Annotated in this window: 15 protein-coding genes; 7 read left to right on the top strand and 8 right to left on the bottom strand. The window is 66.5% G+C overall.

Features of this window, described 5'->3' with window-relative positions:
• Positions 1-15: 15 nt before the first annotated feature.
• From IAG41_RS17290 to IAG41_RS17280, 3 genes are read left to right on the top strand one after another with little or no spacing between them, the layout of a single operon-like run.
• Positions 16-717: an SDR family NAD(P)-dependent oxidoreductase gene (locus IAG41_RS17290; protein WP_187729900.1), complete on the top strand. Its 702-nt coding sequence runs from the start codon at positions 16-18 to the stop codon at positions 715-717.
• A gap of 21 nt (positions 718-738) precedes the next feature.
• Positions 739-1449 (top strand): hypothetical protein, encoded by a 711-nt coding sequence (locus IAG41_RS17285; RefSeq protein ID WP_187729899.1) that lies wholly within the window; start codon positions 739-741, stop codon positions 1447-1449.
• Positions 1449-2423, top strand: a complete 975-nt coding sequence (locus IAG41_RS17280; RefSeq protein WP_187729898.1) for a 50S ribosomal protein L11 methyltransferase — start codon at positions 1449-1451, stop codon at positions 2421-2423. The genes IAG41_RS17285 and IAG41_RS17280 overlap by 1 nt, the downstream gene beginning before the upstream one ends.
• A gap of 216 nt (positions 2424-2639) precedes the next feature.
• On the opposite strand, the gene phhA is transcribed toward IAG41_RS17280, so the two are convergent.
• Positions 2640-3512: a phenylalanine 4-monooxygenase gene (phhA, locus tag IAG41_RS17275; protein ID WP_187729897.1), complete on the bottom strand. Its 873-nt coding sequence runs from the start codon at positions 3510-3512 to the stop codon at positions 2640-2642.
• A 24-nt stretch (positions 3513-3536) separates the two neighbouring features.
• On the opposite strand from phhA, the gene IAG41_RS17270 reads away from it, so the two are divergent.
• Entirely contained in the window at positions 3537-4205 is a 669-nt protein-coding gene (locus IAG41_RS17270; RefSeq protein WP_187729896.1) for a TIGR02117 family protein, read from the top strand.
• The gene (locus IAG41_RS17265; RefSeq protein ID WP_262408737.1) at positions 4196-4921 is read left to right on the top strand and encodes an esterase/lipase family protein; all 726 of its coding nucleotides are present in this window, start codon (positions 4196-4198) and stop codon (positions 4919-4921) included. Before IAG41_RS17270 ends, IAG41_RS17265 begins: the two co-directional genes overlap by 10 nt.
• Before the next feature lie 6 nt (positions 4922-4927).
• Here IAG41_RS17265 and IAG41_RS23560 read toward each other — a convergent pair whose 3' ends face one another.
• The 3 genes from IAG41_RS23560 to IAG41_RS17250 form a co-directional block, all read right to left on the bottom strand.
• Complete coding sequence (locus tag IAG41_RS23560; protein WP_187729895.1) at positions 4928-5317, bottom strand: DUF805 domain-containing protein; 390 nt, start codon at positions 5315-5317, stop codon at positions 4928-4930.
• 271 nt (positions 5318-5588) lie between these two features.
• The gene (locus IAG41_RS17255; RefSeq protein ID WP_187729894.1) at positions 5589-5873 is read right to left on the bottom strand and encodes a hypothetical protein; all 285 of its coding nucleotides are present in this window, start codon (positions 5871-5873) and stop codon (positions 5589-5591) included.
• A gap of 11 nt (positions 5874-5884) precedes the next feature.
• Positions 5885-6937: a glycerophosphodiester phosphodiesterase gene (locus IAG41_RS17250; RefSeq protein WP_187730133.1), complete on the bottom strand. Its 1053-nt coding sequence runs from the start codon at positions 6935-6937 to the stop codon at positions 5885-5887.
• An 82-nt stretch (positions 6938-7019) separates the two neighbouring features.
• Between IAG41_RS17250 and IAG41_RS17245 the strand changes: the two genes are divergently transcribed.
• Positions 7020-7931 (top strand): XdhC family protein, encoded by a 912-nt coding sequence (locus IAG41_RS17245; protein ID WP_187729893.1) that lies wholly within the window; start codon positions 7020-7022, stop codon positions 7929-7931.
• Positions 7924-8517 (top strand): NTP transferase domain-containing protein, encoded by a 594-nt coding sequence (locus IAG41_RS17240; protein ID WP_187729892.1) that lies wholly within the window; start codon positions 7924-7926, stop codon positions 8515-8517. The genes IAG41_RS17245 and IAG41_RS17240 overlap by 8 nt, the downstream gene beginning before the upstream one ends.
• 38 nt (positions 8518-8555) lie before the next feature.
• Here the strand turns inward: IAG41_RS17240 and IAG41_RS17235 are convergent, their stop codons facing one another.
• The 4 genes from IAG41_RS17235 to IAG41_RS17220 are packed head-to-tail and all read right to left on the bottom strand — an operon-like array spanning position 8556 to position 13372.
• On the bottom strand, positions 8556-9764 hold the full coding sequence (locus IAG41_RS17235; RefSeq protein ID WP_187729891.1) for an ABC transporter permease: 1209 nt from the start codon (positions 9762-9764) through the stop codon (positions 8556-8558).
• Positions 9765-10487, bottom strand: a complete 723-nt coding sequence (locus IAG41_RS17230) for an ABC transporter ATP-binding protein (RefSeq protein ID WP_187729890.1) — start codon at positions 10485-10487, stop codon at positions 9765-9767.
• The gene (locus IAG41_RS17225; RefSeq protein ID WP_187729889.1) at positions 10474-11907 is read right to left on the bottom strand and encodes an efflux RND transporter periplasmic adaptor subunit; all 1434 of its coding nucleotides are present in this window, start codon (positions 11905-11907) and stop codon (positions 10474-10476) included. Before IAG41_RS17225 ends, IAG41_RS17230 begins: the two co-directional genes overlap by 14 nt.
• Positions 11897-13372: an efflux transporter outer membrane subunit gene (locus IAG41_RS17220; protein ID WP_187729888.1), complete on the bottom strand. Its 1476-nt coding sequence runs from the start codon at positions 13370-13372 to the stop codon at positions 11897-11899. The genes IAG41_RS17225 and IAG41_RS17220 overlap by 11 nt, the downstream gene beginning before the upstream one ends.
• Positions 13373-13447: the final 75 nt, after the last annotated feature.

The following is a 13447-nucleotide window of genomic DNA, read 5'->3' as shown; positions in this document are numbered from 1 at the left end:
CGCTAGGGCGGAGGCATGCAGACGCACATCCTTCTGACCGGCAGCAGCCGCGGCATCGGCGCGGCGATCGCCGAAACCCTCACCCGTGACGACACAAGGCTGATCGGCCACGGCACCAGCAGCGGCATCCCCGCCGACTTCACCGATCCCGCCGCCCCGCAGGCGCTGTGGAACCAGGCGCTGGAAGCGCTCGACGGCCGCATCGACGTGCTGGTCAACAATGCCGGCATCTTCGAGGCGACGCCGCTCGATCTCGAACATGACGACTGGGTCGCGGGCTGGGAGAAGACGATGCGCGTCAACCTGACCGCGTCGGCCGAGCTTTGCCGCCTCGCCGTGCGCCACTGGCAGACCGAAGGCCGTAGCGGCCGTATCGTCAACATCGCCAGCCGCGCCGCCTATCGCGGCGACAGCCCCGCGCACTGGCATTATGCCGCGTCCAAGGCGGGCATGATCGGCATGACCAAGAGCATCGCCCGCGGCTATGCCGCCGAGGGCATCCTCGCCTTCGCGATCTGCCCGGGCTTCACCATGACCGGCATGGCTGAAGACTATCTTTCGAGCCGCGGCGGCGACAAGTTGCTGGCAGACATCCCGCTCGGCCGCGTCGCCGATCCTGCGGAAGTCGCCACGCTCGCCCGCTTCTGCGCGCTCGAGGCGCCGCCGTCGATGACCGGCGCCGTGCTCGACATCAACGGCGCGAGTTACGTGCGCTAGACCGTATCGAGGAGGGGGACGATGGCAGAGAGCGGACGGATCATGGCGCGGGGGCTGCTGTGGATATTCGCCGGGGTGGGGCTTCTTGCCGCCGCCGCGGTGATCTTCATCGCTGTGACTATTCTCGCCTGGAACACCCATCAGGTACGGGATCCCGCGCCGATCCAGGGCAAGGCGGCGACCGAAGCCTTTGCGGTGGCCGAGGTGAATCCGCTCATCGGCACCGGCATCAACGAGATCGTGATCGCGACCGAGGCCTCAATCGGGCGCGGCGGCGGCGCCTATTCATCGTCCGGCCGTAGCGGAGAGGCCGACGAGCGCAATGTCGTCCTGCTCGACAAGGCGACGGGCGCGAACCGCAAGCTGCTCGCCGACAATCGCCGCCACATCGCCGCGCGCTATTATCTGCCCGCGCTGGCCGGTCCCGAAGAGCCGACGAACGACGAGTATGAGGTCACCGGCGCGGACGGCAAGCAAGTGAAGCCGCCGCGCGCTTATTATGTGCTGCGGGTCGAGGCCGTCGACGGAAAATCGGAGGATATATTGATCGGGGATCTCGCCACCGGCCAGCAGGCGTTCGTTCTCACCGGCATCGACGGCGTCGATCGCCTGTGGATGCAGAGCCCGACCCGGCTCGGGCTGCTGATGCGTCAGGGCAGGAAGCTCTACTATCGCGCGATCGACATCCCGACGCTGAAGGTGGTTGCCGCCCAGCCCGTGGATATCGGCTGATGTCCAGCTGGAAGCTCATCCTGCCTTGCACTCGCGACGAGGCCGAGGCGATCGACTTCGAGGATCCCGCTCTGGCGGCGATCGTGCCGTCGCCGGTTCTGCTCACCAGCGAGCGGATCGCCGACGATCCGGCGCACTGGCAGCTCGAGGCGTTCTTCGAGGGCAAACCGAACAGTGCTGCGCTGACTGCGGTGCAGGCGTTGGTGCCGAGCGCGGCGGGCATCAAGCCGGTCGCCGAACGGATCCGCGATGTGGATTGGGTGACGCTGAGCCAGGCGGGGATCGAGCCGGTCCGGGCCGGGCGCTTCTATGTCCATACCGCGACCAACAAGGGTGAGGTGCCCCAGGGCACCAAGGCGTTCCGCATCGATGCCGGGCTCGCCTTCGGCACCGGCACACACGAGACTACGTCGGGCTGCCTGATCGCACTCGACCGGATGAAGGCGCAAGGCACGCAGGTGCGCAACCTGCTCGATCTCGGTACCGGCACCGGACTGCTCGCCTTCGCCGCGCTGCATCTCTGGCCGCGCGCCTTTGCCACCGCGTCGGACGTGGATCCCAAGTCGATCGAGGTGACCGCCGAAAATGCGGAGCATAACGGTATCGCGCTGGGCGGCGGCATGGGGCAGGTGGCGCTGGCGGTAGCACCGGGTATGGAGCATCCGCTGCTGATCGGCCGCGCGCCCTATGACCTGATCATCGCCAATATCCTCGCCGGCCCGTTGATCGAGCTGGCGCCGACGTTGGGCATGGCATTGGCGGAGGGCGGCACGCTGATCCTCGCCGGGCTGCTCGACACCCAGGCCGAGGCGGTGGCGCAGGCCTATCGGCGCCAGGGGCTCCGCCTCGTCGGCCGGATCGAGCGCGGCGCCTGGCCGACGCTCCGCCTGGTCAAGCGCACCCGCTACGGCGCCGACCGCACGACTCGGCTGAGCCGCGGCAAGGGCGAGGCGCCGGGTTTCGGGAGCTGGTGAGGGATAAGGCGAAACAATCGTCACCCCGGCCGTAGTGCCGGGGTCCACCATGCGACTGAGCGAGTCGCTGGAGCCTCCTGCCGCTCTCTCGCGGACAAGTGGACCCCGGCACTGCGGCCGGGGTGACGATTTAGGGTTTAGCTCGATCTGTTCGACACGCTCAACTGCTAGGCACGAAGCTGGGTCCCCGCTTTCGCGGGGATGACGATCTGGGGATTAGCCGGCAGCCTTCCCGTCCGCATATTCCTGCGTGCCGTGGGTAATCACGTCGTCGCCCGGCAGGATCGCGGCGATCGGGATTTCGGGCTGCCCCAATATCTCGTCATAGAGCGGCGCGAAATCGGTCTCGACCGTCTGGCGGAGCAGTTCCTCGAAGCTCGGGATGACGAAGTAATTCTGCTGGAAATCGTCGATCCGGTAATCGGTGCGCATCACCCGCTTCATGTCGAAGCAGATACGGTTGGGGCTGTCGCTCTCCAGCGCGAACACGCTCTCGGCCGAACTCGAGACGATGCCCGAGCCATAGATGCGCAGGTTGCCCGCTTCCTCGATCAGACCGAACTCGACCGTGTACCAATAGAGCCGCCCAAGCTGCTTGAGCGCACCGAGCTGGAGCGCGCGCATGCCGCCGCGGCCATAGGCCGCGAGATAATCGGCGAACACCGGATCGGCGAGCATCGGCACATGGCCGAACACGTCGTGGAAGACGTCGGGCTCCTGGATGTAATCGAGCTGATCGGGCCGGCGGATGAAATTGCCGGCGACGAAGCGGCGGTTCGCCATGTGATCGAAGAACACCTCGTCGGGCACCAGCCCCGGTACCGCGACGACCTGCCAGCCGGTCAGCTTCATCAGCCGCTCGGACAATTCCTCGAAATTGGGAATGCCGCCGTCCGACAGCCGCAGCGCGTCGAGCCCCTTGAGGTACGCCGCCGAGGCGCGTCCCGGCAGCAGCTTCGCCTGCCGCGCGAACAAAGTGTCCCAGGTGGCGTGCTCTTCCGCGGTATAGGCTTTCCAGTCCTGCGGTATCGTCCAGTCTGCGGCCGCGCCCTCGGGGGGGCGGTCCAGCACATGCGTGTCATTTGCCATGCGATGATAGTAGCATGCGTAACGATGCCGCGAAACCGCACTGCAACATGGACGCGCCGCGAGCTCGGGCTGGCCGTCCTGCTGGTGGCGCTTGTCGTCGCATATCCGGTCGCGGCTCTGATCGGCGGCGCGATTCCGGTCAATTCGAACTGGCGCCAGGCCGATGCGGGCGTCCGAATCTACGTGATCGACAACGGCATCCATAGCGACCTGGTGCTGCCCGTGGTTGCCCAGGGCGTGGATTGGCGCGAGCAGGCGTCGCCCGCCGATCTGCGCAACCCGGCGCAGGGCGGACACAGCCACATGGCCTTTGGCTGGGGCAATCGCGATTTCTATCTCAAGACGCCGAGCTGGTCGGCGATCAGCCCCGGCCGCACGGTCCGCGCGCTGTCAGGCATCGGGCCGACCGTGCTCCATGTCACGCGCCTGCCCGAGCCGCAGGTCGGACCGAAGGTGCGCGCGCTGATGCTGCGGCCCGAGGAATATCGCCGGCTCGTCGCCTTTATCCGCGGCACGTTCACCGAAGGTCCACGCGACAAGGGCTATGGCGACCATGACAGCTTCTATGCGGCGCGAGGCCATTACAGTGCGTTCAACACCTGCAACCAATGGACATCGAGCGGATTGCGCGCCGCGGGGGTTCGTATGGGGGCATGGACGCCGTTCCCCTTCGGAGTGATGCAATGGCTTTGAGCAATATGCTTGCGACCCATGCGGACCGGCCGCCCTCGAAGCTCGCTTTGCTCGCCGAAGGGCCCCGCGCCGCATTCGGGCTCGGCGAGCTGGCCGCGCACTGGCCCGACTTGCGCAGCCTGCCGCGCGGCGACACCCGGCCGGTGCTGGTATTGCCCGGCCTGTCCAACTCGGATCGTTCCAATCTGGCGATGCGCGCCTTCCTGCGCCGGCTCGGCTATCGCGCTTATGGCTGGGGGCTCGGCCGCAATTTGGGCGTGCGATCGATCGGTGCGGAGGGCGAGCGGCTGATCGCGCGGATCGAGCAGATCCATGCCGAGACCGGCGAGAAGGTCACCTTGGTCGGCATCTCGCTGGGCGGGATCATGAGCCGGATCGCGGCGCATCGCCGCCCCGATCTGGTCCGCGAGGTGATCACGATCAGCGCGCCCTTCGCCGGCCCGCCCAGCGCCACCAATGTCTGGCGGCCGTTCGAATGGCTGACCGGCGAGAAGATCACCGATGCGGTGGTGGCCGAGCGGCTGGAGGAAGCGGTGCGTCCGTTGCCGATGCCCTCGACCGCAATCTGGAGCCGCAGCGACGGGCTGGTCAACGGCCTGATCTGCCACACCGCCGAGGGCCGCGCGATCGAAGTGCGCAGCAGCCATTTGTTCGTGCAGATGCGGGCCGAAGTGCTCCGCGCGATCGCGCAGGTGCTGGCGGGCGGGGCTAATTAGGTTGCGTCAGGTCTTGGGTTGGAATCTCCACTGAACCCCACCCAAGGGCGCTTCGCCGAACCGGTTAGCGCCGCTCTCCCCGGGTATGCATCCGAGCCAAATAACTAGTCCCAGGATCACAAACGTTGCAATATTTATAAGAGTGGCAAATGAGTTCACTGGCATAAATGAAAAACCAAACACTATTGTTGCGAACTCAAGCCCGACTCCCCACAATACCAGCCATCCTGATTTTCCAATATCGTGCAATCTCGGTACGCAGATCAATATGAGAATAAATTCTGACATCCGAACGGGGTTTTTCGAAATTAACGTCAGGCCGAATATTACTATTATGGCGACGGCGATCATCAACCAATAGGTTGCGCGATTATATCTGCCGGCAAGCGCTCGCATTGGCACCTCGTAAAGTGTTGATACCGCATCGTAGCGAGGGACGGCCAGCGGGCAAGCGGACCGCCGGCCGTAGCATCAATTATCGGCCATGATGTCTGCAATTGGGTCATTGGCAGACATCCGCTCCCTGTGCGAAACCGCTGGCAATGTAGGATTTCACTTGCGAGCCTGAGCCGGCTCTTTCTCATCGTCGGTTTGCCCTAGTCGCCTCCGATCGCACCACCAGGTTTTTCGACATAGCAGGTGTCAACCGTGTCAACTTCGCGCGGCCTCAGCCGGGATCGGAGGCGCGATAGCCCTCATAGTCGCCGCACTTGTCGGGGTGCTTCTTGCACTCCTTCTCATGCGCCTTGCGCTCCTTGCCCTCGCGGGCTTCCTTCTCGCGCATTTTCCGCCCGTAGTTGCGGTCCGATTCGTCCTGGCTCGTCGTCGACCAGTCGACGACTTGGCCGCCCGCCTTCACCGGCAGCGTGACGATGTCCACCGCCGTCTTGGCGATGCATCCGCCCGAAAGCAGGGGGAGCGCCAGAGCGAGGGAGAAGACCAGTTTACGCATGCACTAAACTCTTATTTGGCTGGCGCGGCGAGAAAGGCATTGCGCGCCTGGACCCCGATATACGGGAAATCGGTGAAGAAGCCATCTACCCCAAGCTTCAGGAAAAACGTGATTTCCTCGGCGATACGGCCATGCTCGAGCGGTGCCCCGGCGCGAAATTGCGGCGAGAGGAAGAAGTTTTCCGCTCGGAAGGTCCAGGGATGGACCTTGAGCCCGGCGGCATGCGCATCGGCGACCAGGCTGGTCGGCGTGCCCGATGCTGGCAGGATCTGGCTGCGCTCGGGGCCGATGCCATAAGCGTATTGCGCGACCGCCTTCAGGCCCTCGGGCGTGCTCATCGCGGCATAGCTGGGCGCGGCCTTGTCGGCGGGGCCGCCGTCCTTGGCCATGAGCTGGATCAGCCGGACATGCGTCATGCCCTTGAGCTTCTTGAGGTTGTTCACCTCGAACGACTGGATGAAGACCGGCGCGTCAGCACGGTCCCAGCCCGCGGCCTTGAGCTTGTCGACCAGCCGCTGGTCCGTGGGCAGGCCGATCGAGGCGAAATAGGTCGGGTGCTTGGTCTCGGGATAGACGCCGATCGTGCGGCCGGTTTGCTTCGACGCCTTCTTCGCCAGCGCGATGACTTCGTCGAAGGTCGGGATCTGGGCCTGGCCATCATATTTGGTGTTGCCCGGGCGGACCTGGGGTAGGCGCTCCTTGGCACGCAGGGTCTTGAGCTCGGCGAGGGTGAAGTCCTCGGTGAACCAGCCGGTGAGCGTCTCGCCGTCGATCGTCTTGGTCGTCTTGCGGTCGGCGAATTCCGGGTGGCTGGCGACGTCGGTCGTGTCGGCGATGTTGTTCTCGTGCCGCGCGACGAGCACGCCGTCCTTGGTGGGCACCAGATCGGGCTCGATGAAGTCGGCGCCCTGTTCGATCGCCAGGCCGTAGGAGAGCAGGGTGTGTTCGGGCCGCTCGCCGCTCGCGCCGCGATGGGCGATGACAATCACGCCAGGCTGTTTGGGGGGCTGGGGCTTCTCCATGGTCCGATCCTGCGCGAATGCGATTCCAGGCGCCAGCAGCATCAGGGCGATCAACAGCGTTCTCGTCACGAAACTCTCCTTTCGCTAGGGGGTTAGGCGGCGGATATGACGGTAGCGAGGCGTGATGGCGGAAAATGACAGCGTGCTTGCGGCCGCCCGCGCCTGGAAGGGCGCGCGGATGGCGCTGGCGACGGTGGTGTCGACCTGGGGGTCGGCGCCGCGCCCGCGCGGCAGCCATATGCTGGTCCACGAGGATGGCCGGCTGGAAGGTTCGGTCTCGGGCGGATGCGTCGAGAGCGATATCCTCGAAGCCGCCGCGCAGGTGATCGCGGGCGCGCCGGCGGTCGTGAAAAACTACGGCGTCGCCGATGCGGCGGCGTGGGAAGTGGGGCTTCCCTGCGGCGGGCAGATCGCCGTGCTCGTGCAGCCGGTCGGGCCGGACGGCTTCGCGCCCGAACTGTTCGATGCGGTCGATGCCGCGCGGGCAGCGGGACATTCGCTGGATGTCGCGACCGATCTCCGGACCGGCCTTTCGTTGCTCGGTGCCAGTGAGGGCGCCTTCGTCAATCGCTACGATCCGCCGCGCCGGCTGATCATCGTCGGTGCGGTGCAGATCGCCCAGGCGCTCGCCGGTCTGGCGCGCGAACTGGGCATTTCGACCGTCGTTATCGATCCGCGCGGGAGATTTCTGACCGCCGAGCGTTTTCCCGGCGTGACCCTGGACGACCGCTGGCCCGACGAAGCCGTGACCGCATTGGCACCCGACCCCGCGACCGCGGTGGTCACGCTCAGCCACGATCCCAAGATCGACGATGCCGCGCTGGTCGCCGCGCTCCGTGCGCCGACCGGCTATGTTGCGGCACTGGGATCGCGGAAAAGCCATGCCGCGCGGCTCGAACGGCTCTCGGCGGCGGGCATCGGAGCCGAGGATCTCGCTCGTATCGAGGGGCCGGCGGGAATCGATATCGGCGCGATCGGCCCCTCCGAGATCGCGCTTTCGATCGCCGCCGCCATGATAAGGAGCCTCCATGCTTGAGCCCGAGCGGGTTGCGCTGGTGCTGCTCGCGGCGGGGTGCTCGCAACGCTTCGACGGCGACAAGCTGAGCGAGCCGTTCCTCAACAAGCCGCTTGCCTTCCATGCCGTCACCGCGCTCGCCCGCGTGCCCTTCATGATGCGGATCGCGGTCGTGTCGGACACAAGACTCGATTTCGCCGGGCTCGGCTATCAGCTGGTCGAGAATCCCGATCCCTCGCTCGGCCAGGCGCGCTCGCTGTGCTTCGGCGTGGCGGCGGCGAAGAAAGCCGGCGCCCAGGCGGTACTTGTCGCGCTCGCCGACATGCCGCGCGTGACGGCGACGCACATCTACCGGATGTTCGACCGGGCGGACGGCCCTGCGACGATCGTAGCGTCGAGCGACGGCATCAGCCCGATGCCGCCGGCGCTGTTCGGGCGCGACCTGTTCGACGACCTGCTCGACCTCGAAGGCGACGAAGGTGCGCGGCAACTGATCAAGCGCGGCCACCATGTCGTCGCCAGCCCCGCCGAGCTGGTCGATATCGACACCCGCGAGGATCTCGCCAATTTGCGCGAGCTCTATGGTCTGGAGGCCGACGGCAAGTGAACATTCCTCCCCGAGACAAGCTCGGGGAGGAATTTATCTTATTCGTGCCGGAGTGCGTCGATCGGGTTGAGACTGGCGGCGCGCCGGGCGGGGAAATAGCCGAAGACGATGCCGATCACCGCCGAGATCAGGAAGGCGATCGTGTTGATCTGGATGTCGAACAGGAAGGGCAGGCTGCCGAGATAGGACATCAGCGCGACGGCCAGCTGCGCGAGCAATAGCCCGATCACCCCGCCCAGCATCGACAGCACCACCGCCTCGACCAGGAACTGCATCAGCACCTCGCTCGCCACCGCGCCGATCGCCAGGCGGATGCCGATCTCACGGGTACGCTCGGTGACGGACACCAGCATGATGTTCATGATGCCGATGCCGCCGACAACCAGGCTGATGCCGGCCACCGCGGCGACGATCTGGGTGAGCAATGTCGTCGTGCCGGTCAGCGTCGCGCTGATCTGGGCGGTGTCGAAGATGTTGAAGTCGTCGTCCTTGCCGCCGGTGATGTTGCGGCGTTCGCGCAGCAGATCGGTGATCGAAGCCTGGATCTGCGCGCTGTTATAGGCGGGATCGGTGCCGACCAGCATCAGGCGGACGTCGGGGTTGCCGGTGAAGCGGCGCTGGACCTGCTTGATCGGCATGATGACGACATCGTCCTGGTCGCCGCCGAACCCGGCCTGGCCGCGCGTCGAGAGCACGCCGATCACGTCGCACGAGATGCCGTTGACGCGCAGGCGATCACCCACCGCGCTGCCGCCGCGGAACAGGTTGGTGCGGATCGTGCTGCCGATGATGCAGACGCCCTTGCCGGCCTGTTCCTCGGCGCGGTTCCAGTAGCGGCCCTCGACCAGCGGCCAGGGCTGGACGCTGAAATAGGCGTTGGTGGTGCCGTTGATCGTCGTCGACCAGTTGGCGCCGTTGAAGATCACGGTGGCGGTGGTCTGCGCCTGGGGCGCGACGGCGGTGACGCCGGCAACCTGGTCGCGAATCGCGTCGACGTCCGCCGGCTTGAAATCGGGCGGACGCGGTCCGCCGCCGCCGCGGCCGAAGCCCTGGCCAGGACGGATCTGGAGGATGTTGGTGCCGAGCGCGGAGATCTGTTTCTGGACGGCGGCGGTGGTCGCCTTGCCGAGCGTGACCATGGTGACGACCGCTGCGACGCCGATGATGATGCCCAAAGCGGTCAGGATCGAGCGCAGCTTGTGCCGCATGATCGACCGCACGGCGAGGACGAAGGTGGTGCCGAACATCTAGGCCACTGCCTCGCCCTGGTGGTGCTTGTTCTCGACCCGCTCGACCAGCCCGTCCTTGAAATGGACGATAGTACGCGCGAACGCGGCCATGTCGGGCTCATGGGTAACCATCAGCACGGTGATGTTGCTCGTCTGGTTGAGATCGGTGAGCAGCTGCATGATCTCGATCGAGCGTTCGGAATCGAGATTTCCGGTCGGCTCGTCCGCGAGTAGCACGTCGGGATTGGTGACGATCGCGCGGGCGATCGCGACGCGCTGCTGCTGGCCGCCCGACAGTTCGGCGGGTGTGTGATCCCACCATTGCTTGAGGCCAACCTTGTCGAGCGCGTTCATCGCCATCTCGCGGCGCTGCGCCTTGGGATCGCCGCGATAGAGCAAGGGCAGCTCGACATTCTCGAGCGCACTGGTGCGGGCGAGGAGGTTGAAGCCCTGGAACACGAAGCCGAGATATTTGCGGCGGAGCAGCGCGCGTTGGTCACGCTCGAGCGCCTCGACATGGAAGCCCTTGAACAGAAACTGGCCGGCCGAAGGCACGTCGAGGCAGCCGAGGATGTTCATCGTCGTCGACTTGCCCGACCCCGACGGCCCCATGACGGCGACGAAATCGCCGGCCTGGATGTCGAGGTCGATGCCCTTCAGCGCCTGGAACGCCGTCGCGCCTTCGCCATAGACCTTGGTGACGCCGCGCAGGCGGATCAGCGGGGCGTCATTGTCCGCCACGCTGGCCTCCGCCGGCCGCGCCGCCCGCACCGCCTTGGCCTCCGGCACCGGCGCCCTGGCGGCGCTGACGGCGTTGGCCGCTGCTGCTGCCGGTCGCGAGCTGTCCGGTGATTACCTTGTCGCCGGGCTTGAGCTGGCCGCCGGTCACCTCGGTGACAGTGCCGTCGGTGTCGCCCGTCGTGACCTGTACCGCCTGCGGCTTGCCGTCGGCGCCCAGGATATAGACGGTCTGTTCGGCGCCCTTGCTCATCGTCGCGGACTTGGCCGCGCCACCGCCACCGCCGCGGCGGCGCGTGGGCACCAGCGCCCCGGCGATGCCGCCCTGGGCGCCGCTCGCCTGGCTGCCGCCGGCGGCCGCAGGCGTGAAGCGCAGCGCTGCATTGGGCACCAGCAGCACGTTCTGGCGCGACATCGTCACGATGTCGGCGGTCGCCGTCATGCCGGGGCGCAATTGCTCGTTCGCATTGGAGACCGACAGGTCGGCGGCGTAGGACACGACCTGGTTCGCAGTCGTGCTCGCGGTCGACGTGGCCGAGCTGGCGTCCTGCACCGACAGATTGGAGCCGACCTCGACGCGGGTGATCTTCGCCGGGAAGGTCTTGCCTGGAAATGCATCGACGGTGAAGGTCGCGTCCTGCCCCTGCTTGACCTGGCCGACATCGGCTTCGTCGATCGCCACCTCTAGCTTCATCTGCGACAGATCCTGCGCGATCACGAACAAGGTCGGCGTGTTGAACGAGGCGGCGACCGTCTGGCCGGGGTCGATCTGACGCGCCAGGATCACGCCGGTTACCGGCGACCGGATCACGGCCCGCGTACGCTGCGTCTGCGCCGACGACAGCTGGGCGCGCGCCGAGACGACATTGGCATTGGCCGCGTTAAGATTGGCCAGCGCACGGTTGCGATCCCCGATCGCGACGTCCATCTCGGTCTTGGCCGGCACCTTGCCGCCGGAAAGCCTGCTGACCTGCTGATAGCGTGCCAGTGTGGCGTTGTTCTGCTGCAGCGTCGCCTGCGCCTGGCCCACGGCCGCGACATCGGCGGCGAGCGCCGCCTGTGCCTGCTTGACCTGATCGTCGAACTGGGAGGGGTCGATCAGCGCCAGGGTCTGGCCGGCGGTGACGCGGTCGTTGACATCGACCAGCACCTTGATGACCTGCCCCGACAATTGCGAACCGACAGTCACCTGGTTGGTCGGCGCGAGTTTGCCGGTCGCGGAAACGGTGACGGTCAAATTGCCGCGCTGGACGTCGTCGGTCGCGTAGCGCACCGCGGCGCTGCTCCCCAGGAAATGCCAGCCGAGCAGTGCGAGCAGCACCACGCCGATTCCGATCAGCGCCCATTTCAGATAGCGCCGCCACCAGGGACGCGGTGGCGTGCCCAGGAAGTCGCTCAGATTCTGGTTCGGATCAGTTGCCATTCGCGGTGCTGCCTGCGCTGGGTGCCTCGGGTGTGGTGCTGCTGTCCCATCCGCCGCCGAGCGACAGATAGAGCTGGACGAGCGCGGTCGCCTGGTCGGACTGGGCCTGACTGAGGCCGTTCTTCGCCGACAACAGGCTGTTCTCGGCCTGGTTAAGGTCGGTGAAGTCGGTCAGGCCCGACCGATATTGCAGCCGCGCCAGGATCGCCTGGTTGTTCGATGCGTCGAGCGCTATGCGGAACTGGGTCTCGCGCTGCTGCGCCGACTGGAGCGCGATGATCGCGTTCTCGATATCCTCGAGCGAGGTCAGCACGGTCGACTTGTAGGCAAGGAACGCGCCGTCCGCCGCGGCCTTGGCCGATCGGACCTGGCTGCGGTTGCGCCCGGCGTCGAAGATCGTCTGCGCGACATTGGCGAACAGGCGGCCGGTGATGACGTCGAACAGCGAGCTCAGCGCGCTGCTGCCGGCATCGATGCTGCCGCCGATCGCGAACGACGGATAGAGCTGCGCGGTGGCAACGCCGATCTGCGCGGTGGCGGAAGCCAGATTGCGCTCGGCGGCACGGATGTCGGGGCGCTGGCGCAAGGCGTCGGTAGGGATGCCGGCGGCGACCTGGGCGGGGCCGCGCGGGATCGGCTTGACCGCCTCGATCTCCGCCTTGAGCGCGCCGGGCGCCTGGCCGGTCAGCACACCGAGGCGCGAGACATAGCCGTTATAGTTGGCCTCCAGCGTCGGTATCGTCGCCGCGGTCTGCGCGCGCTGGGCGCGGGCCTGTTCGGCGTCGATCGAGGTGACCAGCCCCGCCTGGAGCCGCCACTCGGCGATCTGGAGATTGTCGTCCTGGATGCCGAGGCTGTCGCGCGCATTGGCGAGCTGCGCCTGGGCGAGCCGCGCCAGCACATAGTTGCGCGCGGTCTCCGCCTCGACCGAGATCAGCACCGATGCATAGTCGAAGCCGCTCGCCGCGTAGCTGGCGCGCGCCGATTCGACCCCGCGCCGCACGCCACCGAAGATGTCCGCCTGGTAATTCACGTCCAGGCCGAGCGAGAAGCTGGTGTTCCCGCCCTGCGAGAAGGAGGTGACGCTGCCGTCGGGAAGCGTCGTCGTGGTCGTGCCGCCCTTGAGCGGCTCGCTGCGCGATATGCCGCCCGAGGCGCTCACGCCGGGAAACAGCGACGCGCGCGACTGGATCAGCGATTCGCGCGCCTGGCGCAGCCGGGTGACCGCCTGAGCCACATCGAGATTGCTCGCCTGGGCCCGCTCGACCAGCGACGCCAGCATCGGATCGTCGAACCGGGTCCACCATTTGGTCAGGTCCTCGCGCGCCTTCTGGTCTGCGGGGACCGAATAGGCATCGGGTACACCGAGTTCGGCGGGCGCGAGGGGGCGATAGTCTGGGCCGACTGCGCAAGCCGAAAGCGGCAGCGCGACCGCCAGGATCAAGGCGAGGGGGCGTCTGATCATTCCGGCTAGATGGTTTGGGAACGCAACGAGTTCCATCGAAATATTGTCGCAACTTGTCGCGCGCCCGATTTGCGG

This window comes from Sphingomonas sp. JC676 (assembly GCF_014489075.1).
Taxonomy (GTDB): Bacteria; Pseudomonadota; Alphaproteobacteria; order Sphingomonadales; family Sphingomonadaceae; genus Sphingomonas.
The sequence above is the reverse complement of the archived record's forward strand: the minus strand, read 5'-3'. Positions and strand labels throughout refer to the sequence as shown.

What these genes read in the sequence shown, in the direction of transcription:
- IAG41_RS17265 (WP_262408737.1), top strand. Translation starts at nt 4,196, where the DNA reads ATGGCTTTGAGCAATATGCTTGCGACCCATGCGGACCGGCCGCCCTCG.
- IAG41_RS17290 (WP_187729900.1), top strand. Translation starts at nt 16, where the DNA reads ATGCAGACGCACATCCTTCTGACCGGCAGCAGCCGCGGCATCGGCGCG.
- IAG41_RS17270 (WP_187729896.1), top strand. Translation starts at nt 3,537, where the DNA reads ATGCCGCGAAACCGCACTGCAACATGGACGCGCCGCGAGCTCGGGCTG.
- IAG41_RS17220 (WP_187729888.1), bottom strand. Translation starts at nt 13,372, where the DNA reads ATGATCAGACGCCCCCTCGCCTTGATCCTGGCGGTCGCGCTGCCGCTT.
- IAG41_RS17255 (WP_187729894.1), bottom strand. Translation starts at nt 5,873, where the DNA reads ATGCGTAAACTGGTCTTCTCCCTCGCTCTGGCGCTCCCCCTGCTTTCG.
- IAG41_RS17285 (WP_187729899.1), top strand. Translation starts at nt 739, where the DNA reads ATGGCAGAGAGCGGACGGATCATGGCGCGGGGGCTGCTGTGGATATTC.
- phhA (WP_187729897.1), bottom strand. Translation starts at nt 3,512, where the DNA reads ATGGCAAATGACACGCATGTGCTGGACCGCCCCCCCGAGGGCGCGGCC.
- IAG41_RS17250 (WP_187730133.1), bottom strand. Translation starts at nt 6,937, where the DNA reads ATGCTGCTGGCGCCTGGAATCGCATTCGCGCAGGATCGGACCATGGAG.
- IAG41_RS23560 (WP_187729895.1), bottom strand. Translation starts at nt 5,317, where the DNA reads ATGCGAGCGCTTGCCGGCAGATATAATCGCGCAACCTATTGGTTGATG.
- IAG41_RS17245 (WP_187729893.1), top strand. Translation starts at nt 7,020, where the DNA reads ATGGCGGAAAATGACAGCGTGCTTGCGGCCGCCCGCGCCTGGAAGGGC.
- IAG41_RS17235 (WP_187729891.1), bottom strand. Translation starts at nt 9,764, where the DNA reads ATGTTCGGCACCACCTTCGTCCTCGCCGTGCGGTCGATCATGCGGCAC.
- IAG41_RS17280 (WP_187729898.1), top strand. Translation starts at nt 1,449, where the DNA reads ATGTCCAGCTGGAAGCTCATCCTGCCTTGCACTCGCGACGAGGCCGAG.
- IAG41_RS17240 (WP_187729892.1), top strand. Translation starts at nt 7,924, where the DNA reads ATGCTTGAGCCCGAGCGGGTTGCGCTGGTGCTGCTCGCGGCGGGGTGC.
- IAG41_RS17225 (WP_187729889.1), bottom strand. Translation starts at nt 11,907, where the DNA reads ATGGCAACTGATCCGAACCAGAATCTGAGCGACTTCCTGGGCACGCCA.